General features: G+C 59.8%; 22 protein-coding genes. 6 read left to right on the forward strand and 16 right to left on the reverse strand.

Translation table 11 applies throughout. The annotated features are described in order from the left end of the window. Positions 1-83: 83 nt before the first annotated feature. Positions 84-794: a DUF484 family protein gene (locus tag J7382_RS09850; RefSeq protein ID WP_209068872.1), complete on the forward strand. Its 711-nt coding sequence runs from the start codon at positions 84-86 to the stop codon at positions 792-794. Then, a complete protein-coding gene (locus J7382_RS09855) occupies positions 791-1,705 on the forward strand; it encodes a tyrosine recombinase XerC (protein WP_348540020.1) in 915 nt (304 codons plus the stop codon). The genes J7382_RS09850 and J7382_RS09855 overlap by 4 nt, the downstream gene beginning before the upstream one ends. 109 nt (positions 1,706-1,814) lie before the next feature. Here J7382_RS09855 and J7382_RS09860 read toward each other — a convergent pair whose 3' ends face one another. The 5 genes from J7382_RS09860 to J7382_RS09880 form a co-directional block, all read right to left on the reverse strand. Continuing rightward, positions 1,815-2,777, reverse strand: coding sequence for an NAD(P)-dependent oxidoreductase (locus tag J7382_RS09860; RefSeq protein ID WP_209068873.1), 963 nt, complete (start codon positions 2,775-2,777; stop codon positions 1,815-1,817). Positions 2,778-2,864: 87 nt separating this feature from the next. Beyond that, positions 2,865-3,611 (reverse strand): aspartate/glutamate racemase family protein, encoded by a 747-nt coding sequence (locus tag J7382_RS09865; protein WP_209068874.1) that lies wholly within the window; start codon positions 3,609-3,611, stop codon positions 2,865-2,867. Positions 3,612-3,615: 4 nt separating this feature from the next. Beyond that, complete coding sequence (locus tag J7382_RS09870; RefSeq protein WP_209068875.1) at positions 3,616-4,785, reverse strand: Xaa-Pro peptidase family protein; 1,170 nt, start codon at positions 4,783-4,785, stop codon at positions 3,616-3,618. After that, positions 4,778-5,830, reverse strand: coding sequence for a pyridoxal-phosphate dependent enzyme (locus J7382_RS09875; RefSeq protein WP_209068876.1), 1,053 nt, complete (start codon positions 5,828-5,830; stop codon positions 4,778-4,780). The genes J7382_RS09870 and J7382_RS09875 overlap by 8 nt, the downstream gene beginning before the upstream one ends. Beyond that, positions 5,827-6,243: an acyl-CoA thioesterase gene (locus tag J7382_RS09880; RefSeq protein WP_209068877.1), complete on the reverse strand. Its 417-nt coding sequence runs from the start codon at positions 6,241-6,243 to the stop codon at positions 5,827-5,829. Before J7382_RS09880 ends, J7382_RS09875 begins: the two co-directional genes overlap by 4 nt. A gap of 197 nt (positions 6,244-6,440) precedes the next feature. Between J7382_RS09880 and J7382_RS09885 the strand changes: the two genes are divergently transcribed. Then, positions 6,441-6,908 carry an Lrp/AsnC family transcriptional regulator gene (locus tag J7382_RS09885; RefSeq protein ID WP_209068878.1) on the forward strand — a complete coding sequence of 156 codons (468 nt, stop codon included), beginning with the start codon at positions 6,441-6,443 and terminating at the stop codon, positions 6,906-6,908. Between the two features lie 60 nt (positions 6,909-6,968). Here the strand turns inward: J7382_RS09885 and J7382_RS09890 are convergent, their stop codons facing one another. From J7382_RS09890 to glpD, 5 genes are all read right to left on the reverse strand, one after another. Further along, positions 6,969-7,253: a helix-turn-helix transcriptional regulator gene (locus J7382_RS09890; RefSeq protein WP_209068879.1), complete on the reverse strand. Its 285-nt coding sequence runs from the start codon at positions 7,251-7,253 to the stop codon at positions 6,969-6,971. A gap of 106 nt (positions 7,254-7,359) precedes the next feature. Continuing rightward, a complete protein-coding gene (locus tag J7382_RS09895; protein WP_158500631.1) occupies positions 7,360-7,497 on the reverse strand; it encodes a hypothetical protein in 138 nt (45 codons plus the stop codon). Positions 7,498-7,640: 143 nt separating this feature from the next. Beyond that, positions 7,641-8,447, reverse strand: a complete 807-nt coding sequence (locus J7382_RS09900; RefSeq protein ID WP_209068880.1) for a hypothetical protein — start codon at positions 8,445-8,447, stop codon at positions 7,641-7,643. Between the two features lie 160 nt (positions 8,448-8,607). Further along, complete coding sequence (locus J7382_RS09905) at positions 8,608-10,824, reverse strand: NADP-dependent isocitrate dehydrogenase (RefSeq protein ID WP_209068881.1); 2,217 nt, start codon at positions 10,822-10,824, stop codon at positions 8,608-8,610. 179 nt (positions 10,825-11,003) lie between these two features. Continuing rightward, on the reverse strand, positions 11,004-12,605 hold the full coding sequence (gene glpD / locus J7382_RS09910; protein ID WP_247744943.1) for a glycerol-3-phosphate dehydrogenase: 1,602 nt from the start codon (positions 12,603-12,605) through the stop codon (positions 11,004-11,006). Positions 12,606-12,732: 127 nt separating this feature from the next. Between glpD and J7382_RS09915 the strand changes: the two genes are divergently transcribed. Next, positions 12,733-13,491 (forward strand): DeoR/GlpR family DNA-binding transcription regulator, encoded by a 759-nt coding sequence (locus tag J7382_RS09915; protein ID WP_209068882.1) that lies wholly within the window; start codon positions 12,733-12,735, stop codon positions 13,489-13,491. 44 nt (positions 13,492-13,535) lie between these two features. Here J7382_RS09915 and J7382_RS09920 read toward each other — a convergent pair whose 3' ends face one another. From J7382_RS09920 to J7382_RS09945, 6 genes are all read right to left on the reverse strand, one after another. Next, positions 13,536-14,705 (reverse strand): M20 aminoacylase family protein, encoded by a 1,170-nt coding sequence (locus tag J7382_RS09920; protein ID WP_209068883.1) that lies wholly within the window; start codon positions 14,703-14,705, stop codon positions 13,536-13,538. Positions 14,706-14,792: 87 nt separating this feature from the next. Beyond that, positions 14,793-16,328 carry a tripartite tricarboxylate transporter permease gene (locus tag J7382_RS09925; protein WP_209068884.1) on the reverse strand — a complete coding sequence of 512 codons (1,536 nt, stop codon included), beginning with the start codon at positions 16,326-16,328 and terminating at the stop codon, positions 14,793-14,795. Positions 16,329-16,361: 33 nt separating this feature from the next. Next, positions 16,362-16,889 carry a hypothetical protein gene (locus J7382_RS09930; RefSeq protein ID WP_209068885.1) on the reverse strand — a complete coding sequence of 176 codons (528 nt, stop codon included), beginning with the start codon at positions 16,887-16,889 and terminating at the stop codon, positions 16,362-16,364. A gap of 67 nt (positions 16,890-16,956) precedes the next feature. Beyond that, positions 16,957-17,940 carry a tripartite tricarboxylate transporter substrate binding protein gene (locus J7382_RS09935; RefSeq protein WP_209068886.1) on the reverse strand — a complete coding sequence of 328 codons (984 nt, stop codon included), beginning with the start codon at positions 17,938-17,940 and terminating at the stop codon, positions 16,957-16,959. Continuing rightward, positions 17,916-18,743 carry a creatininase family protein gene (locus J7382_RS09940; RefSeq protein WP_209068887.1) on the reverse strand — a complete coding sequence of 276 codons (828 nt, stop codon included), beginning with the start codon at positions 18,741-18,743 and terminating at the stop codon, positions 17,916-17,918. The genes J7382_RS09935 and J7382_RS09940 overlap by 25 nt, the downstream gene beginning before the upstream one ends. After that, entirely contained in the window at positions 18,740-19,444 is a 705-nt protein-coding gene (locus tag J7382_RS09945) for an RraA family protein (protein ID WP_209068888.1), read from the reverse strand. The genes J7382_RS09940 and J7382_RS09945 overlap by 4 nt, the downstream gene beginning before the upstream one ends. A 107-nt stretch (positions 19,445-19,551) precedes the next feature. On the opposite strand from J7382_RS09945, the gene J7382_RS09950 reads away from it, so the two are divergent. Then, positions 19,552-20,250, forward strand: coding sequence for a GntR family transcriptional regulator (locus tag J7382_RS09950; protein ID WP_209068889.1), 699 nt, complete (start codon positions 19,552-19,554; stop codon positions 20,248-20,250). 45 nt (positions 20,251-20,295) lie between these two features. Continuing rightward, complete coding sequence (locus J7382_RS09955) at positions 20,296-21,825, forward strand: M81 family metallopeptidase (protein ID WP_209068890.1); 1,530 nt, start codon at positions 20,296-20,298, stop codon at positions 21,823-21,825. The last annotated feature ends 163 nt before the right edge of the window (positions 21,826-21,988 follow it).

Here is a 21,988-nt window from a genome sequence, read left to right on the forward strand (position 1 = left end):
GTTGGCGGGCCTGACACAAAAAGTTGCGGCAATTGCGAAACCGCTCTGATAAGGTTGCTGCAACGACCAAAAATGGCACGGATATGAGCAGTAACCCAAAAATCGAAGATGATCTGCGTGAAAAGATCATCTCTGCGCCCGATGTGATTCTCGAAGACCGCGATCTGATGCGCGCGCTGATTGCAGCAAATGAAAAAACCATGGGCGGCAATATTGTCGATCTGCGCGGCATAGCGATGGAACGCCTCGAAGCGCGGCTTGATCGTCTGGAAGACACCCACCGCAGTGTCATTGCCGCCGCATATGACAATCTGGCTGGCACAAATCAGGTGCATCGGGCGATTCTGCGGATGCTGGATCCGGTTGAGTTTGAGCGCTTCCTCCATGATCTGGGCGGCGAAGTTGCCGATATTTTACGCGTGGATGCCATCCGGCTGGTGCTTGAAACGGAACAAGAGACCGATGGCGACCACGCCTTGGCGCGTTTGGGCGATGTTTTGTCCACAGGCGCACCGGGCTTTATCGAAGACTATCTGACCGGTGGACGCAATATACCACAGCGTCAGGTCACGTTGCGCCAAGTGCAAGGGGGCCGCGCGCTGATCTATGGAGAGGATGCGGACTGGATCCGCTCTGAAGCCTGTCTCAAGTTGGATTTCGGTGCGGGCAAACTGCCCGGTCTTCTGGTCATGGGAGCGGAAGACCCACATCAGTTCACACCGCAACAAGGCACTGATCTTCTGGCCTTTTTTGCCGGTGTCTTTGAGCGCGCCATGCGCCGCTGGCTGGCGTGATCAGCCCGGCCGCGCAGGAGGCTCTGGAGCGCTTTCTGGCGCATAAGGTGGCGTTAGAAAATGTTTCAGACAACACCGTGGCGGCGTATCGGCGCGATGTGTCTGATTTCATTACGTTTATGACAATGCACAGGGGAGAGCCGCAAGGGCTGGCCCCGCTGAAAGACATTGGCGTTCCGGATATGCGCAGCTGGATGGCGCAGGCCAGAAGCAGCGGTATTGCGCCTCGGTCTTTGGCGCGTAAGCTATCGGCGGTAAAGAGTTTTTACCGCTGGCTGGCAGAGCGCGAAGGCTTTGAACCAACGGCGGTTCTGGCCATGCGGGCGCCGAAATTTCAGGCCAAGCTGCCACGTCCGTTGGCGGAAGATGCCGCGCTGCAAGTGCTTGAAACTGTTGAACTTCAATCACAGGAAGACTGGGTCGGGGCGCGCGATGTCGCCGTGATCACCCTGCTGTATGGTTGCGGGTTGCGGATTTCAGAAGCCCTTGATTTAAAAGGCAAAGACGTCCCCCTTCCTGAAACCCTGCGGATTGTTGGTAAAGGCGGTAAGGAACGGCTTGTGCCCGTGTTGGATGCGGCGCGCGCGGCGATGGAACACTATATTTCCCTTTCACCTCATATGGTTACAGAAGATGGCGCCGTATTTCGTGGCGTAAGAGGTGGCCCATTGAGTGCGCGCGTGGTGCAGAAAACCATGCAGCAGACACGGCAACAGCTGGGGTTGCCCGCAAGCGCGACACCACATGCACTGCGCCACAGCTTTGCAACGCATTTGTTGAGTGCTGGCGGGGACTTGCGAGCTATTCAGGAGCTTTTGGGCCATGCCTCTCTGTCCACGACACAGGCCTACACGCAGGTGGATACGGCCCGTTTGATGGAAGTCTACAACCGCACCCACCCCAAAGCGTGATCTGAACGCCTGCAGGGGTGTTAACACTTTGGAGGTCGGCGAAAGTCACGTCTGTATTGCGTCGGTATTCCAACAGCAACGCGGCGGTGGATTTTGCGCGATCAACATCTTAACCGACCGCGCGTTGCGCCCCTTTGGGGATCACTTCATAGCCCGGCTCCTCGGGCTCATCATCCACCATCTCTGACGGGAAGCCCGGAGCCTGCACGCAAAGTCCCGTGGCCTCCTCCAGCCGTTTGATGATGTTGGGGCTGAGTTCTCTTTCCCCATAGCGGGCAATGGCGTCGTCAAACATCGCAATCATCAGCGGATTGAGTTCAAGCGGCACACCGGCGCGGTCGGCCACATCCTGAAACAGGCCGATGTCCTTTTTGACCAGATCCATGGTGAAAGAGATGTCGCGCGAGCCATTAAGGATGACCTGACTTTCGGTTTCATGACTGAAGGAATTGCCAGAGCTGATGCGGATGGCCTCATAAGCGGTGTTGAGATCCATGCCTGCAGCGGCGCAAGTGGTGAGCGCCTCGGCACTGGCCACCAGATGCGCGGTGGCAAGATAGTTTGTGACCACTTTGAGCACGGAAGCCGAGCCGAGATCGCCGGTGTGCAACACACGCCGCCCCATGGTGGTGAGCAGCAGCAGGACGCGTTCAAAGGTGGCGCGGTCACAGCCCGCGAAGATGGCGATATTGCCCGTATCTGCCCGGTGACAGCCGCCCGAGACCGGACAATCCACCGCCGCCCCCCCTGCGGCGATGACCAGCGCGCCGAGGCGTTTGACCTCGGCGGCATCAGTGGTGGACATTTCCATCCAGATTTTGCCGGGACGGACCTCTGTCAGCATCTCCTGCATCACAGCATCTGAGGCGGCGGGGGACGGCAGGCAGGTGATCACCACATCACAAAGCCGCATCATCTCCGCCGCGCCAGAAACCGCCTTGGCCCCGTCCGCCAGTTTGTCCGCCACAAGATCAACGCTGAGATCATGGACATAAAGCGCGTTGCCGTTTCTGAGCAGGCTGCCGCTGAGTTTGCCGCCCACGTTGCCCAATCCGATAAATCCAATTTTCACAGGCTCTCTCCCCCTATCCTCTGTTGCAGCCTGACGCGGGATGACATGCGCGGCAGGTCGGAGCGCGACATATCTGGCGTTTTTGACCTATGGTTTGCCAAAGAGGCGGCCCGCCGCCTCCGACGCCAGCGGCGCGCCGGAAAGCTGGGCCATGTGCCAGGCCAGCGCGGTGTTGGAGCTGAATACCGGCTTGTTAAGCGTGGCCTCCAGATCGGCAATCAGATCCAGCGTTTGCAGGTTGGTACAGCTGAGAAACACCGCCTCCACATCTTGCAGACCCACTTGGGTTGCGGCGGCTTTGACGGAGGTGGCGGTGATACGAGCGACGTTCTCCTCCCCCGCTTCGCCAAAGGAAACCAGTTCGGGCACCGCGATACCGGCGGCCTCAAAGGCGCGTTGCACCGGGAGAGAGACCTCAGCCACATAGGGTGTGACCATGCCAAGACGCGTGATGTTGAGCGCGCGGCAGGCGGCGATGGCGGCGGTGAGCGGATCGGTCACTGCGGGTGTTTTCACGCCTTGCTGCACAAGTGCGGCCACTTGCGCGGCTCCGATCATGGTGGTGCCGGAGGTGCAGCCGTAGCCGACCACATCAAAGCGGGCGGCAGGTGGGAAGAGCGCCGCGCTGGCAGGCAGCGTTTGGGACATTTCCTGCAAGGTGTCGGTGGTGACTTCGGCCCCGGAGGGCACGCGGCTGGTGTAAAGCGCGAGATCGCGGGAGGGGAAGAGACGGCGGAAATCCTGCTCCAGCGTTTCGTCAAATTTGAGCACGATGAGGCCCAATGTGTGGTGACCGGAGGCAGGAGGGCCGAGCGTGAAGGGGGCGATGTCCATGGGGTTACCTCAGGATCGGGAGCGCCGCAGGGGCGCGGGTGGACAGCAGCTCACAGCCATGCGCGCGCAGGACGATATTTTCTTCGTGCACCTGAAAGCGGCCCGGGGCGATTTCCACGCCCGGCTCCAGCGTGAGCACCATGCCGTCGCGCAGCTCTGTGGTGTCATGCGGCGTGAAGCTCGGCCATTCGGTGAGCGTGACACCAAGTCCGTGGCCAAGCCGCCCGCCGCCGGGGGTGGCACCCTGGGCGGTGAGGCTTTGGGCAAACATGGCGTGCACATCGCAGGCGCGGTGGCCGGGGCGCAGCGTGGTGAGCACATGATCCGTGGCTTGGTAGAGTTGGTCGTAGGCGCGCTTGGCAGCATCATCGGCGCGGGTGATGGCGAAGTTGCGGTCAAAATCGCAGAAGTAGCCATCCAGCACTGCACCGGTGTCCAGCATGAGGATGTCGCCAGCGGTGAGCTGCTGATCGCCAGCGGGGGATATGACATCGCCGTAGCCGCCCTGCCCCGCGCCGCCAGCGGTGTAGCTGACCCAATCGGCACCTTCCTCCAGCAGAACGCGCTGAAAATCGCGAAAGACCTGTGCGTGGGTGTGGCCTTCGGCGGCGTAGTCAGAGATGCGGGCGAAAGCGCGATCGGCCACAGCGCAGGTGGCGCGGATTTTGCTGATCTCAGCCTCTGATTTGATTTCACGGGTGCGTTGGACTGTGTCGGTGGCGTCGATATAGCGACGTGGCGCGAGGGCTTGGGTGAGTTGGATGTAATCCGCCAGCGGCATGCGCAGCTGGGTTTCAAGGCCCATGGGCAGCCCGATGGCGCCTGTGGCGGGGACGATTTCGGCGAGGGTTTCGCTGAGCAGGCTGACGCCATCATCTCCCGGGAAGGGCGCGTCCCATGTGCGGATGTCGGTGACCCATGTTTTGCGCATGAGGTCGGCGCCGATGGCGGGGATCACGGCGATCGGGGCACCGGTGGCTGGGATGAGGACAAACCACGGGCGGGCGGGGCTTTCCCAGAAACGGGTGAGGAAGCCGGTAGTGTAGAAGATGTCCGCCGCAGAGGTGAGCAGCAGCGCGGAATGGCCAGCGCGGGCCATGGCGTTTTGCAGGCGGGAGATGCGGGAGTGGAACTCTGACGGCGGGAAGCCACGGGTCGGCATCGTCTCAGACATCTTCCGGCCCTTCGCTGACGATCGTCAGAATGCGATCGGCTGGACCAAGATTTGGACGTTTGAGCAGCGCGGCGGCGACACCTGCCACGCCAGAAGGGGTGCTGGCGATATCGTGGGCTTTGAGGGTTTCGACAGTGTCACGGGCCTCTTGCTCTGAAATGGTCACGAAGGTGTCGGCATCCATCGCCAGCCCATTGAGCGCCACCATGGAGGCGGTTTTGCAATCCAGACGGCCCATCTCTGAAACCGAGCCGCTGGTGTCGACAAGCTGGCCTGCGCGGATGGACTCGATCAGCGCAGGGGCCGCTTCGGGTTCGACCACAATGATCTGCGGCGCATCGCCCCAAGTGGCGCGTGCAAAGGCCGCGACGGCGGCGGCGAGACCGCCAACACCGGCCTGCAGAAAGATATGCGTGGGCGGCGCAGGCATTTGCGCGGCGGCCTCTGACGCCATTTGCAGATAGCCCTCCATGACACGAAAGCCAGACTCCTCATTGCCCGGCCATGTGCTGTCAGAGAGCAGCGACCAGCCTTTGTCCTCTGCTGCTGCTGCGGCGGCGGCCATGCTGGCTTCATAATCCTCACCTGCCCAAGCGACCTCAGCCCCCTGTGCCTCAAGACGCGCACCAAAGGCGGCAGGCACGGTGTGGGAGAGATAGATCACCGCCTTGGCACCAAACAGCCGCGCGCCAGCTGCGACGGACAGGCCATGGTTGCCGGCCGACGCGGTGACATAGGTGCGGCCCGTCAGCGCGCGCGCCCAGTCTTGCGGCTGCGCGCGGGCCGCATCATGGGCGATGGCGTAGGCGGCACCCAGCGCTTTGAAGGAGCCGAGCCCCATACGGGCGCGCTCATCTTTGATGTGGAAAGTGGCAACCCCAAGCTTGGCTGCGAGATCGGCCATGTCGCGCAGCGGGGTTTCGGCGTGGGCCGGGCAGAGTGTGAGCAGTTTGGCCACGGTCTCGGCGTCCCGGCTGGGAAGCGTGTCGGATTGACGGGTCGGGAGTCCTTGGCTGCGAAACGGGTTGGCTAAGGTGTGGCTCATGTCTCAGGGGGGCTTTCTAACAGAGTTTTCAAAGGGGCAACCTGCCCGGCCCGTATACGTCCCTCACGCATTTCAAAGAGCGCAGGCCCTTCGATCCCCTCAAAGGCCAGATCCTCCCCGACATATCCGCGATGGGACAGACGGTAAGATTTGGCGGCCCAGTCAGTGATCTCCATGCGGATGGTGAGCGCGTCGCTATCTCGCAACGGGCGGCGGTATCTGGCCTGTGTCTCCGTCATTCCCAGACCTACGGCGTTCAAGGCATCACAGACTGCGCCATGACCGCCATAGCGGTGTAGAAAGCGCTGAAACCTGCCGTCCATCCACCGGTAGATATTGGGGTAGTCGACAAGACCCGCCGGGTCACAATCGCCAAAAACAACCTGGTGATGATGCTGAAAGGTGAGAGGCATGGTTGAGATCCCTTGGTGGCCGTTTAGGGCCAGAGTGGGCGGAGCGGGCGCGAAAGGCCATGAGGCTGTGGGTTGAGGGGCTGAGGGTTGACAGAAACGGGTTGCGCCACACAGGGTAGCGCAGAACATCGGGCAATTCGCCCGAATGAGGCTACAACACGCACATTATGCCTTCATTTTAGGGTTAGGAGATCACAGTGCCCACTTCTTTGGATGACATCGATCGGCGCCTGTTGACAGCGGTGCAAAAGAATAACCGCCTGACCGCCGATGAGCTTGGAGAGATCGCGGGCATTTCCCGCTCTGCCGTGCAGCGTCGCCTGACCCGCTACCGGACAGAGGGCATCGTGGAGGCGGATATCTCTGTGGTCAGTGCAAAGGCCGTGGGGCGCCCGATGACTTTTGTTGTGGAAGTGGAAATGGAGCGCGAGCGCACGGACCTGCTTGATGAATTTCGCCGCTCCATGCTCAAGCTCGATGATGTGCAACAATGCTACTATGTGACCGGACAGGCAGATTTCATTCTGGTGGTGACCGCGCCGGACATGTCCGCCTATGAGGAGTTCAGCCGCCGGGTGTTCAATGACAACCCCAACATCCGGCGCTTTCACAGCAATGTGGTGATCGACCGCGTCAAGGCCGGGCTGCAGGTCCCACTGAGCTGACCGCACGCGGCTCTTCTGACGCTGGCCAGAGGCGCGCCAGCGGACGCCGCGCTATATTGCTCAGCCGCAGCAGCTACAGGAGGAGCTGTGCGCAATGGGCTGCACTGGCTCCAAGTTACCCTCACCCAGTGGCAGCTCCCCGGTGAGTGCAGGCGCTGGGATCTGCAGCACAGTAGCGATGCGGATCAAGGTGGCTTCTGGCAGCGTCACGCTTGTGGAAGCGGTTTCCAACTTGGTCAGTTGCCGCTCTGTCAGCCCCACAAGCTTGGCAAGCTTCGGCCGACCGATTTTGCGTGCCTTACGCACAGTGTTGAGACGCTGGGGATCAATCGTAAGCACAGTCATAACAGGGCCCTTGAGTAGAGTTTCGAGCCCATTGCATAGGCTGCAGGCGGGCTGCTGCCAAGCAGGAAAAGACTGTGCTCTTTGTCCTGCTGCCGATTGCACGGCCTTATGGCGCAGGCAGCTCAAATGGCACGGTATAGAGCACCAGCAACGCCAGAGTGACGGCAAGTGTCATGAGCATGATCACCACACAAAGATCGCGGCACCAGGCGTTGTGTTTTAAAAAGGATCGAATGGCTTTCATCGCACCTCACAGCAAGTTGGCTGAGAGACAGATAGGCACCGCGCAGGGCGGCTTCTTTAGAAAGTCGGACAGTTGTTGTGGAAGAAGCGCCAAAGCGGGAGGGGCAGCCTAATCAGGCCTACGCGCTGCCGTGTTTTGCAGACCTACAGAAGATCGCTGCCAACATAGGCTTTGCGACGTTCCACAAAGGCAATGTCTCCTTCCTTGCGTACGTTCACGAGCGCCGATGGGATCCAGAGCCGTCGACCATCTGCCAGCCGCCTTTCATGTGCTCTGCGCAAATGCGGTTTTGGACTTGCATGGCTGCCATCACCGATAGTCTGCGATGCAGACGCACCAAGAGCAGTTAGATATTCTTTTGAATCGACAGTATAATGCCCCGGCGTTTTAGGTTTTCCTTTTCGCTTTGAAGTTTTGTTGATCAATCTTGGCGGCGGTCGCTGATCAATCGCGCACCCACGCGTATTTAAGAGCGCGATCGCCAAGGGATAGCGGGCAACGGCCTCCGCACTATTGTCCGGAAATTCCCCCAAGTGGCCAAAACCCTCGTGCAGATGCGACCGTAAACACATGCATCGGGTGCCGGTATCTGTATGTGAAAACCAAAAGTCAAAAAGAGGGAGAAACCCATTTGGCATTGCCATGCACTCTCTGACGAAAACTTCGCCGTTTGAGCGGGGTTCCACGAGCCCAACAAATTTCCGCCAACGGAGCATGCCGGACTGGCGCTGCATACCGGATGACACACAATACACCCAAGGCTGTTCCTCAAAGGGCTGTCCGACATGGCTCTTCAACCCATCCACGACATCAACGATCCGTCGATCATCGTGATCCAACGCGATAAATTTACCAAGGTCAAAAATACGACCCTTTGCTACGATGTCTTTAGATATAACGCCTGAATCTGCCCAAGCGGACAGGTTTTTCAATACTCGACTAAACTGCATGAGAATGATGTATGATCAACTAGAGGAAGATCAAGATCCCCCCTAATGTGACAAAACCCCAATACCAGTCATTAGACAGCTATTCGCAAAAAAGCCGCCCAGTCTCTGGGCGGCTTTGTCTTGTTTTCGCGAGGCCCCGGATCAGGTCCGGGGCGGGGGTTTAGTCGATGATTGCGTTCAGTGTGGCCGAAGGGCGCATCACTTTGGCTTTCAGCTCAACAGAGGGGCGGAAGTAGCCGCCGATGTCTGCGGCTGGGCCTTGGGCCGCTGCGAGCTCGGACAGGATGGCCGCTTCGCCTTCTGCCAGCGCTTTGGCAACAGCGGCGAACTCGGCTGCCAGATCGGCGTCGTCAGACTGTGCCGCCAGTGCTTCGGCCCAGTAGCGCGCGAACCAGTAGTGGCTGTCGCGGTTGTCAGGCTGACCCACTTTGCGGGATGGGGAGCGGTTGTCATCCAGAATGCCCTGGGTTGCGGCTTCGGCTGCGACCCCCAGAACACCGGCTTTGGCGTTGCCTTTGGCATCCGCGAGGAAGTTCAGGCTTTCACCAAGGGCACAGAATTCGCCCATGGAGTCCCAGCGCAGGTGGTTTTCTTCGACCAGCTGTTGAACGTGCTTGGGGGCAGAGCCGCCCGCGCCGGTTTCAAACAGACCGCCGCCCTGCATCAGCTTCACGATGGAGAGCATTTTGGCAGAGGTGCCCAGCTCAAGGATCGGGAACAGATCGGTCAGGTAGTCGCGCAGCACGTTGCCGGTGATGGCGATGCTGTCGGCACCGGACGTGATGGTTTTCAGCGACTGTGCGGTCGCCTCACGTGGGGCCATGATCTGGAACAGGTCGGCCTTGCCCGCCGCTTCCAGTGCCGGGGTGACGTATTTAATCAGCTCGGCATCATGGGCGCGGTTTGCGTCCAGCCAGAAGATCGCCTCAGAGCCGGTCAGGCGCTGGCGGTCCATCGCCAGCTCGATCCAGTTCTCAATCGGCGCTTTCTTCACGGTGCAGGAGCGCCAGATGTCACCCGCCTCAACGTCGTGGCTGTGCAGGGTTTCACCGTTGGCCAGAACAACGCGGATGGTGCCGTCTGCTGGCGCCTCAAAAGTGGTTGGGTGGGAGCCGTATTCTTCCGCCTTTTGTGCCATCAGGCCCACGTTTGCCACAGAGCCTGCGGTGGTCACATCGAGCGCGCCGTTGGCTTTGAAGAAGTTGATGGTTTCGTCATAGACGGTGGCGTAGCAGCGATCCGGGATCACACAATTGGTGTCACCCTTGTTGCCGGCCTCATCCCAGCCTTTGCCGCCTGCGCGGATCACCGCTGGCATGGAGGCGTCGATGATCACGTCAGAAGGCACGTGCAGGTTGGTGATGCCTTTGTCGCTGTCCACCATATACATGGACGGACGGTCCAGCGCGGCGATTTCGGTTTTGATCGCCTCGGCGTTGTCCAGCGTGTCGATGGCGGCCAGAACCGCACCCAGACCGGAGTTTGGCGAGCCGCCCGCCGCTGCGATGGCGTCGCCATGCGCCTCCCAAACCGGACCAAGCCATGCTTTGACTGCGTGGCCGAAGATGATCGGGTCGGAGACCTTCATCATGGTGGCTTTCATGTGCAGGGAGAACATGGTGCCGTCTGCTTTGGTGTCTTCAATCGCCTCGGCCAGGAAGGCACCCAGCGCTTTGGCGGACATGAAGGTGGCGTCAGCAACGGTGCCTTCTTCCAGCGGCCAGCCGTCTTTCAGAACGGTCACGGCGCCGTCTTTGCCAACAAATTCGATTTTCGCATCACCGGCCTGATCCGCAGAAATGGTGGCGGAGACTTCGTTTGCGTAGAAATCGTTGCCCGGCATGGAGGAGACTTTGGTTTTGCTGTCAGAGACCCAAGCGCCCATGGAGTGTGGGTTGTTCTGAGCAAAGTTTTTGACCGCGCGGGCGGAGCGGCGGTCGGAGTTGCCTTCGCGCAGCACAGGGTTCACAGCGGAGCCTTTGATGCCGTCGTAACGTGCGCGGATCGCCTTTTCTTCGTCAGACTGTGGTGCCTCTGGATAGGACGGGATGTTGTAGCCCTGCCCCTGCAGCTCTTCGATCGCGGCCACCAGCTGTGGCACAGAGGCAGAGATGTTTGGCAGCTTGATCACATTGGCGTCAGGGGTTTTCACCAGTTCGCCCAGAGCGGCCAGATCATCAGATTGGCGCTGATCGTCGGTGAGGTTTTCCGGGAAGGTCGCGATGATGCGGCCCGCCAGCGAAATGTCCGGGGTGCCCACGGTGATGCCCGCGGCAGACACAAATTTGCGGATGATTGGCAGGAAGGACGCGGAGGCCAGCTCCGGTGCTTCGTCTACAATGGTATACAATATGTCAGGCGTCTTGTTTTCAGCCATTTTTCTCACATCCTTTTTTGCGTCAGGGGTGTCTGTGACTTGCGGTATCGGATCAGCGGATCCGATCACATCCGAATGGTTCTCCTCTGCCAGCGGCGGGACAAAAAACGCCCGCACGACGGCATCGTGCGGGCGCTGTATAGGCCGCTGCGGGCCAAAGATCAATTCCGTGTTGCCTGTCAGGCAGAGGCTTTTTGCCGCGTATCCTGCATATAGGCGTCCAAAGCGGCGATTTCCTGCTCTGAGAGGCGCAGGCCGAGTTTGGACCGCCGCCAGATCACATCTTCGGCGGTGCGGGCATATTCCTTCTCCATCAGCCAGCGCACCTCAGATTCTGTGAGGGTGGCGCCAAAATCAATGCCCAGATCCGCCTCTGTTTTGGCCGTGCCAAGGACCTCTGTGGCCTCGGTACCATAAGCGCGGATCAGGCGGGTCGCCCAGCGCTTTGTCAGGAAGGGGTAGCTGCGCAGAAGCTCTGCGATTTTGCTGGGCACCTCCTGCACCTCAAAATCGCCGCCCGGCATGGCCACCCCTGCGGTCCATGGTGCGGTGGCTTCGGGGAAGAAGGGCACAATCTTGGCCAGCGCGGCCTCCGCCAACTTACGATAGGTGGTGATTTTGCCGCCAAAGACGTTGAGCACCGGCGCGCCTGTGTCATCAAGATTGAGCACATAGTCCCGCGTTGCCGCCTGTGCCGAGGATGCCCCATCGTCATAGAGCGGACGTACACCAGAATAGCGCCAGACGATGTCTTGAAGCCCAATGGGTTTGTCAAAATAGTTGGAGGCAAAATCGCAGAGATACTGCGCCTCTTCGTCGGTGCAGCTTGGCGCGGTGTCGGCGTCTGTGTGTTCTTTGTCGGTGGTGCCGATCAGGGTGAAATCATCCTGATAGGGAATGGCAAAGATGATGCGACCATCTTCGCCCTGAAAGAAATAACAGCGGTCATGATCAAACAGGCGCTTGGTGACAATGTGGGAGCCGCGCACAAGGCGCACCCCTGCAGAGGAATTCTGCTTCATCACCCCACGAATGACATCGGCCACCCAAGGCCCACCGGCATTCACCAGAGCACGGGCGCGGGTCACACGGCGTTCGCCACTGTCCACATCTTCCATTTCGATCTGCCACAGACCCTCGCTGCGTTCGGCAGAGATGACTTTGGTGCGGGTGCGGATGGTGGCGCCGCGCGCTTCGGCATCACGGGCGTTGAGCACCACAAGGCGGCTGTCTTCGACCCAGCAGTCGGAATATTCAAAGGCCTTGGTGAATTTGGATTTCAGCGGCTCACCTGCGGCATCGGTGGTGAGATCCACCGTACGGGTGCCGGGCAGGATTTTGCGCCCCCCAAGATTGTCATACATGAACAGCCCCATGCGGATCAGCCAGCTGGGACGGCGGCCTTTCATCCATGGCATCACAAATGAGAACACACGGGAGGTGGGGGTTTCACTGTCAAAGCGCATGTCTTTGTGCATGGGCAACACGAAACGCATCGGCCAGCTGATGTGGGGCATGGCGCGCAGCAGGGTTTCGCGCTCTATCAATGCCTCGCGCACCAGACGCACTTCAAAATACTCCAAATAGCGCAGACCGCCGTGAAACAGCTTGGTGGAGGCCGAAGAGGTGGCCCAGGCCAGATCCTTCATTTCCGCCAGTTCGACGGAGAGCCCCCGCCCCACCGCATCGCGGGCGATGCCGCAGCCGTTGATGCCGCCGCCGATGACAAAGAGATCAACGGTTTTTTCTGTTTGCGCTTCCATTGGAACACCTTCGAACATTTTCGCGCCCTTACGAACAAAAAAATGTTCGCAGGTCAAGAAATTTCCACGTGACCGCACAGGTTTTCATTGTAACTTCATAAAAACCCTGCCACGGCTTGGCAGACCAAAACGAAGAATAACGAACATGCGCAACAGTTTCCGCGAACGTGAAATCCTAGACATCGCCCGCAGCAGCGGCAAAGTGACCGTTGAAGGGCTGGCCGCGCATTTTGATGTGACGGTGCAGACCATTCGCCGGGATCTGACCCAACTGGCCAATGCCGGGCGGCTGGAACGGGTGCATGGCGGCGCGGTGCTGCCTTCAGGTGTGCGCAACATTGCCTATGAAGAGCGCAGTCGGGTGAATGCGGAGGCCAAGGCGGCCATGGCGCAGGCCTGTGCGGCGCAGATCCCCAATGGGTCTGCCCTGTTCATCAATATCGGCACCAGCACAGAGGCGCTGGCCAGCGCGCTTTTGGGGCATGACGGGCTTTTGGTGGTCACCAACAATCTGAATGTGGCGCAGATCCTCTCGGGCAACGAGCGCTGTGATGTGCTGTTGACTGGCGGTCGCCCACGGCCCGAAGATGGCGGGCTGGTCGGGCCGATTGCCATGCGGATGGTGCAGGAATTTGCTTTTGACATCGCGGTGCTGGGCTGTTCGGCGGTGGCAGAAAGCGGCACAGCTTATGATTTTGCCATTGATGAGATTGTGGTGTCACAGACCGCCCATGCGGCGGCGCGGGAAACCTGGCTGCTGGCAGATCACAGCAAGTTTCAGCGCAACGCCCCCACCCGTATTCTGGATTTTACCGAGGTGGACCGGCTTTTCAGCGACGCCCTGCCAGAGGCGCTGACGCAGGTCTGCCGGGACAAGGCCACCGAAGTGACACTCTGCCCCTAGGCAGGTGTGAGACTGGCGCGCGTTCGGCACTGCACGGATGTGGATCAAGCCTGAGGCAGGGAGGTTTCGACCACCTGAGCAAACCATGCCGCACCGATGGGCAGGACCGCATCATTGAAATCATAGCGCGGGTTGTGCAGCGGTGCGGTGTCTTCACCGGCCCGTGCGGTGCCAATGCGGGCAAAACAGCCCGGACAGGCCTGTGCCATAAAGGCAAAATCCTCCCCGCCCATCGCGGGGGGACGTTGTCTCATGAGGTGGTTCTCACCGACAACCGCAAGCGCCGCTGCTGCCCCCAGATCCGTCGGAGCGTCTGCGTTGATCACCGGGGGGTAGCCGCGGCGATAGGAGATCACAGCCTGCGCGCCCACAGTGGCTGCGGCGGTTTGGGCGACTTCGGTGATCAGTCGCTCCAGATCATCCTGCACATGCGGCTTGAGGCTGCGGGCGGTTCCGGCAAGTTCGGCCACCTCCGGGATCACATTGCCAGTGGTGCCTGCATGAAATTGCGTGACAGAGACAACACCGCTTTCCAGCGGGTCGATGCGCCGCGCCAGAATGGTCTGCAGCGAGAGCGCGACCTGCGCCCCAGCCAGAAGTGGATCAATGCTGTGATGGGGGCGCGCGGCGTGACCGCCCTTGCCGGTCACAGTGATGGAGAAGCGATCAGAGGCGGCCATGACGGGCCCTTTGACCACGCTCATCACGCCTTCAGGCAGGAGCGGATCATTGTGTTGACCAAAGACCATATCGCAGGGAAATTTTTCAAACAGCCCGGCCTCAATCAAGCGACGCGCCCCTGCAAGCCCTTCCTCGGCCGGTTGAAAAATGGCATGCACTGTGCCGGAAAATCGACCAGTTTGAGCCAGATATTTCAAGGCCCCCAGCAGGGTGGCTGTGTGCCCATCATGACCGCAGGCATGCATGACGCCGGGGGTTGTTGAGGCCCAGTCGGCACCGGTCTCTTCGCTCATGGGCAGCGCATCCATATCGGCGCGCAGACCGATGGCGCGATTGCCATCCCCGGCACGCAGGGTGGCCACAATGCCCGTTTCCGTAAGGCGTTCAAAAGGAATGCCCCACTCCCTGAGGTGATGAGCGACAAAATCTGCGGTGGCAAATTCCTTGTAGCCCAGCTCAGGATGGGCGTGCAGATGGCGGCGCCATTGGGTCATTTCCGCCGCGCCAGCAGCGATTTCAGAAGGGATGGCCATGGGGAACCTCAGGGTTTCAGAGGTGGTCCGCTTTCTGTTTTATCCACACAGAAAGCGGCCACAAGAGATGGGCAACGTGGCGGTGGGTCAGTCGTCCTGCAGCGCCGCCAGTGCTTTGTTGATGCGCGCCTTGCGGATCCGCATGATCACCATGATCACCGTAAGGATCAGGATGGTGAGGGAAATCGGGCGCTGGAAGATGATCCAGAGGCCATCATTGTCCAACAGCATGGTTTGACGCGCTGCACGCTCCATGCCACCGCCCAGAAGCAGGGCGATCATGAAAGCCGGGATGTTGTAATTGTAGCGCCGGAAGAGATAGCCGAGCACGCCGAACAGCACCATGATCCAGACATCAAACAGCGAGGAATGCAGCACATAGGCCGAAGAGACCGAGATCATCAGGATCAACGAATAGGTGATGCGTGCGGGCACGGCGAGAATGATGCGGCCAATCATCGGGCTAAACCAGAAACCAACGACAAAATAGGCGAGGATACAGAACAGGCCTGCGCTAAACAGAGAGTAGATCAGCACGCCATCTTCGGTGAACACCTGCGGGCCGACGGTGATGCCATGGATCAGCATCGCCCCAGCCAGAAGCGCTGCCTGTGTTGAGCCCGGAATGCCCAGAGTAAGCAAGGGGATCAGATTGGCCCCGGATGTGGCGTTGTTGGCGGCTTCGGATGCGGCCACCCCTTTGACCTCGCCATGGCCCCAGTCATCATCCGGCTTGGCCTGACGGCGGGCTTCGCCAAAGGACAGGAAAGAGGCAACAGAGGCTCCAATGCCGGGGAACATGCCGACGGAGGCGCCAATGAACATGGAGCGCACAATGGTGGGCAGCACGCGCAGATAATCCCTCAGGCCGAACGTGTCATCGGGTCTGCTGACATCCGGTGCGGCGGAGCCTGCGCCTGAACTGTCTTTCTGCGTGGAGGCACCGAAGTCTTTCACATCAAAGCGGTGAAAGACTTCCCCCACCACAAAGATCCCGATCAGAGCCGGCACAAGCGGCAGACCATCCATCAGGGGCAGTTGGTCAAATGTCATGCGAAGATTGCCGGAGATCGGATCAAAGCCCACCAATGCCAGCGTGATGCCAAACAGCGTGCTGATGATGCCTTTGATCATCGACTCACCAATGATCGAGGAGATCACCACAAAGGCCATGATATAGATGGTGACCAGCTCAGGCGGGCCGATTTTGACGGCATAGACCGCCAGATAGGCCGCACCAAAAATCAGCAGGCATTCGGAGAAAAAATCCCCGGTTGCAGAGGCTGCAGTGGCGGCGCGCAGAGCCTTCACGGGGTAGCCCTTTCGCGCCAGCGGATGACCTTCGATCATGGTCGCGGCGGCGGAAGGGGTCCCGGGAGTGTTGAACAGGATGCCGGGGATCGAGCCCCCGAAATCGGAGGACTTGGAGATTGTATACATCAGGATCAACGCAATCAGCGGATCCAGATAGAATGAAAACGGCAGCAGCAAAGCAACGGCTGTGGTGCCGCTGAGACCGGGGACGGCGCCCACAAGGATCCCTGCGACCGAGCCGATGATGGCGACCAACACAGCGCTTGGGCTGGAGATAAAGGCCGACATACCTTCCAAGAATGAAGACATATTCTATTTCCTTATGACCGGGTTCGGCTGGGTTCAGAAGGCTGCGAAAAAATCGCGGCGCCAGGTGGGGACCTTGTCGTTCAATCCCGTCGAGATCAGCGCACCGTCGCCTTCGGTGATGCCAAGAAAGAAAAAGAACAGCAGGTAGGAAAACACGGTAAAGCAGAGCGCAAGCGTCACCTGTTTGCGGCCAAATTGCTCTGTGAAGAGCCCAATGGCGACAAATCCGACAATGGCAGTGGCGATGAGATATTCCGCCGCCCAGAACAGGATGGGATAGGCACAACCCACCAGCCCAATCACCACGCCGCGTCGCGTCATGAAGGGCCGCACGCGCGTGGCCTGAGAGGGTTCCACCGCGTCGTTGCGTGCCGCAGGGGACAGGATCACAACGCCCAGCAGAAGGACCGACAATGCGATGATGACCAGCGCAAAGGCTATGCCGCTGTCCTGAAAGATGCTGGCCAGTCCGCCCACAGACAGGATGTCATAGGCGCCTGCCAGAAACACAAGGATCATAAAGAGACCGAACAGGATCTCGCCGTCTAGCCACTTTGGCATGTTTCCCTCCCATATTCTGATGACGAAAGGCAGAGGGGCTGCCTTCCGTCTTGATCAAGTTACCTGCTTAGAGCGAGCCTGCGACGGAGTCGGTGGTTGGACGCCAGCCATCCATCAGGGTTTTCATGTGCTCGTGGGTGGCTTCGCCATCCATGAAGATCACGTTGAGGTTGGCGTTTTTGACTTTCTCCTGCGTGGCAGGATCGTCGATGGCGAATTTGAAGGCTGCGGTCAGCTCCTTGACCACCTCATCGGGCGTGTCCTTGGGCGCGAGTACAATGTAAGGCGCAGGCATTGCGACAAACTCTGTGTTCTGCTCCGCGAAGGACTTCATGTCCGGTGCCAGACCGTCACGTTCTTCGGCCATCACGCCAATGGCGCTCATGGTGTCGAGGTTGGCCAGATAGTGGTGGGTGCCGACCACACCAAATGCCACCTGATCGCCAATGATGGCCGCGCGGGCGGGCGCGCCCCCCGCAAAAGGCACATCCTGCACCTTGTCCTGCAGACCGTTGGCAAGCAGCCAGCTTGTCATGGCAACATCGGTGATGGAACCTTTGCCGGTGTGGGCCCAGCGCAGCTGATTGCCTGCGGCATCGGCATCAAGGATCGCCTGTTTGAGATCTGCCACAGAATTCAGGTTGCGCGCTTTGGGGGCCACAACGGCCAGATTGGCCACGGCGACATGGGCCACCGGTTTGAAATCTTCCAGCACATCCACGCCGGTTTCCTTGACCATGGTGGCGATCATGGCAGAGCCAGAGATCATCACGATGGTCTGGCCGTCCGCCTTGGCAGGTTTGGTGAACTTCAGGCCTATCAGCTGTCCGGCGCCGGGGCGGTTGGCCACCACGATAGGCTGATTGTCGAGCGCCTCAGTCAGGGCCGGAGCAAAGATGCGGGACAGGGTATCCAGACCGCCGCCGGGTTTGGCCCCGACCACGATGGTCACCGGGCCGTTTGGAAAGTCATCCGCGGCGGTGGCGGCGCCGGTCATGGCGGCGAGTGCGAGCGCGGTGCCGGTGGCTACGCTTTTGAGTGTTCTGAACATGTGTTCCTCCCTTGGTTGAGATGTGCAGATTTGCGGTTGAATTGGGCGTCCACAAAGCGGGTGAGCTTGTGCAGAATGTCGTCAAAGAAGATCTTTCCGGCCTCAGCGCTGAAGGGCACATCCTCGCCGTTGATCTTAGCATCTTCGCTGATGTCTTCGGAAAATATGGGCAGATTGACTTCCAGATCCTCAAACTTCCCCTGATGCATGGAGATCAGAGGCAGACCTTTCATGCGGCCTTTGCCGGCGCGAAACACGTCTTTTTGCGGCGGGCAGTCGTCAGGGAAGAGATAGCGATTGAGCGAGCCCATGGGCTCTGTGCCATGGCCTTTGGCCCGGATGCCAAACTTTGGCTGGGCGCGCTCCCAGACTGCGTCGTCAAATTTGCCCCAGACATTGACCGAGGGAATGATGATGCCATGTTGCGCCCGCATCAGGCGCAGCTGATTGGCGATGATGGCGGAATTGCCGCCGTGGCCATTGAGAACCAGAATGTTTTTGACCCCATCCCGCACCAACCCGCCGACGATCTCTGAGAAGACCGCACCGAAGGTTTCCGCTGAGAGCGCAATGCCGCCCGGTGCGTTCTGAAAATAGGTGGCATGGCCAAAAGGCAGAGTCGGCACGGCGATGCTGTTGGTGGCGGCGGCCAGACGTTTGGCGAGTTCATCCACAAGGCGGTAGTCGCCCATCGGAGTAAAGCGCCCATGCGGTTCGGTGGAACCGACCGGGATCAGAAAAGGGGTTTCGGCCGTGATCGCATCGCGGGCATCGGCGATATGTGTGGCGGCAAGCTGGCTCATGACTGTGCCTCCGGGCTGATGGCATATTTAGCGACGAGATCATCCGCCCCTGAGAGCGCCCCCAAAGTGGCGCCCTGCTGCATTTCAGCACGGCGACGGGTGCTCGTGGCCTCTTTGGCGGCGGCAGCCTGTGCCAATGTGGCGGCTTCTGCGCGAGGAATGCAGATCACGCCGCTTTCATCGGCCATGATCAAATCGCCGGGGTGCACCGTGACGCCCCCACAGGATACCGGCAGGTTCAGGCATCCGGCCGGGCCGGTGCGCCGGGTGGTGATCGGGGAGACCCCATGAGACCAGACCGGGAAGTCATGCTCCCGAATTTCATCGGGATCACAGATCGGCCCATCCACGATGGCACCCGCCGCGCCAGACTGTACCAGTGCAAAGGCCACATTGCCGCCCAGACAGGCCAGACGCTGATCGCCCGCGCGGTCAATTACGACCACATCTCCGGGGCGCACACGGCCCGCAGCGTGGTGCAGCAAGGTCGAATCCGGGGTTGGCAGATGCAGCGTCACCGCTGTGCCCATGATTCTCTTGCCGATCTGGCGCGGCGTGATCCGGCTGTGATCAAGAAAACCGCTCCAGGTCAGATGCCCCACTGTGGCGACGGAAACGCCTGAAAGTGTGGACAAAATCCCCATGTCGATGGGGGTGGGCATAGGGGCGACTGTGTAGCGATTTTCCATATGTTCGAACATTTTTATAATTTCGATGATATATGAATATGTATCTCTTAGAAAATTATCGGTCAATAAAATTCATTTCGACTATTTTCCAGTGACCAAACGCATGCTAGGCTTTCGAGATGCGTACCGATTTCCTGAACCCCGCCTCTGGTCCGGCCACGAAAGAGCCAGTGACCAACCGAATTTACGATTTGATTCTGGAAGACATTCGCTCCGGCAAACTGGCACCGGGGCAGAAGTTGAAAGTGCGCGAGCTGACCACGGACTATGGCGGCAGCACCGGATCTTGCCGTGAAGTGCTCAACCGTTTGGCGGGGGAACGCTTTGTCCAGACCAAGGGTATGACGGGGTTTTCCGTGCGCGGACTGTCCTCAGAGGATCTGATCGAAGTCCTGGATTTGCGTGATCAACTGGAAGCGCAGGCCGTTGTGCAGGCGGTGGAACATGGGGATTCCGACTGGGAAGAGCAGCTTGTGCTGGCGTTTCACCGGCTGGAGCGAGAACGCCAGAGAGAAGACTCCGTGCTCTATGAAAGAGAATTCTATCACCGGGCGTTTCATATGGCGCTGATCGGGGCGCATACATCGGAATGGCATCAGTTTTTCATCCGCATTCTGAGCCTGCACTCAGAGCGCTATCGGCGGATCCTGCTGCCCAAAAAGATTTTTGACCCCGACTACATCAAGCTGGTGGATGAAGAGCATGCCACAATCATGCGGCTGGCGCTGGATCGCAAGCCTCAGGAAACCGCCGCGGCCCTGAACAAACACCGCTCGCGCTCAAGGACGGACCTGCTTGCCACCTTAAAGGCGCGATAGGCTCCTGCCCTGCCCGGCACCACCCCAACAGAAAAGCCCTGCCCAATGACGCTTCCTCGTATTGCCCTGATCCATTTCCATCTGGAAAGCAACCGCGCCGCCCCCATCACGGACCGGGCCGATTTTGCCGCGCAGCGGCTGGTGATCGGAGAGGCGTTTGCCGCAGATGTGGCCAAGGTGCCGCCGGTCGTCTCTGCCGGAACAAGGGGCTTTATGGACAGTCTTGGTGCCTTTGAACCGGTGCCGGTTTTTGCCGCCTTTGCCGGAGCGGGCGGCATGATGGACGGCGGCTTTCTGAAAGAGTTGTTGCAGGTGGTGCGCGATCGGCTGCCTGCGGATGTGGATGGGGTCTATCTCGACGCGCATGGGGCCTGTATCGCCACAGATGACGAAGATCCGGATGGCACAATGATCACCCTGATCCGCGACATCATTGGGCCGGATACACCTTTGGTGACAACATTGGACCTGCATGCCCATGTCAGCCCGGCGATGATTGCGGGGGCGGATTTCATTGCCGCCTATCGCACCAACCCGCATGTGGACCAATATGATCGCGGCGTGGAAGCGGCCGGCGCGATGCAACGCCTGCTGACAGGGGCGCGCACCGGGCGCGCGCTTGTGCGGCTGCCGTTTATCCCCCCCTCCACCACGCTGGACACCACGCGCGGCCCCTATGGGGAGATGATGCAAGATGCCGTGGCACGGGCCACAGGCGCGATCTGGAATGTTTCACTGTGTGCCGGGTTCTCGGTGGGCGATTCGGCCAAGGCCGGGGTCAATGTGACGGTGACGGCCGATGACGCTGTTCAGGCACTGGCAACCGCGCGCGAGATTGGCCAGCGTTTCTGGAATGCGCGGCAGGCGTTTCAGATTCGACTGACCGCACTTGAGGACGCGATCACGCTGATGGGAGATCACGCAACCCCACGCATTTATGGGGATGTGGCCGACAACCCCGGTGGCGGCGGACGTGGCAATACGCTGGCCATCTTGCAGGCGATGTTGGCAGCAGATGTGACAAACGCCCTGTTTGGCATGCTGTTTGACCCAGCTCTGGCACATGAGGCTGCGGCACAGGGAGAGGGCGCGGTCTTTCGCGCAGCGTTCAACCGGGATGAAACCTATGCCGAGTCCGGCAAACTGACCGCAGAGGTAGAAGTCCTGCAGGTGACGCAGGGGCCTGTGGCCTGTCGGCGTGGCCTGTATGCCGGGGGGCAACAGGATCTGGGTCTTTGTGCTTTGCTGCGCTGCAAGGGGGTGTTGATCATCGTGGCGAGCATTCGCCGTCAGCTTTGCGAGCCTGCCTTTGTGGAACGCTTTGGCCTTGATATTGGCGATTTCAATACTGTGGTGGTGAAGTCGCGCGGCCATTTCCGCGCCGGATTTGACGAATACTTCCCCCCCGCGCAGGTGGTGGAAATTGACGGGCCGGGCCTGACCTCTCCAGAGCTGTCACGGATCGCCTTTGCCAAGACACCGCGCCCGATCCACCCAATTGATGCAGGGGTGATGTGGCACGCAGAAGACAGCGGCGATGTGGCCGGTGTGGTGGCAGCTCCGGACAACGGGTGACGCTGCGCAATGCAGCATTGCGGTATCCAAAGCGCGAGGCGGGGCCTATGGTAAAACCCGAGGCCCGACCCAGCGACGAATCCTGTCAATCTTCGCAAGAGACCGGCGCATATGCTTTGGCAGAGGCCCCTGCCTCTTCAGCCGAAGACCAGACCCCAAAGAC

The organism is Shimia sp. R11_0 (genome assembly GCF_017744035.1).
In the GTDB taxonomy this organism is placed as follows: Bacteria; Pseudomonadota; Alphaproteobacteria; order Rhodobacterales; family Rhodobacteraceae; genus Shimia; species Shimia marina.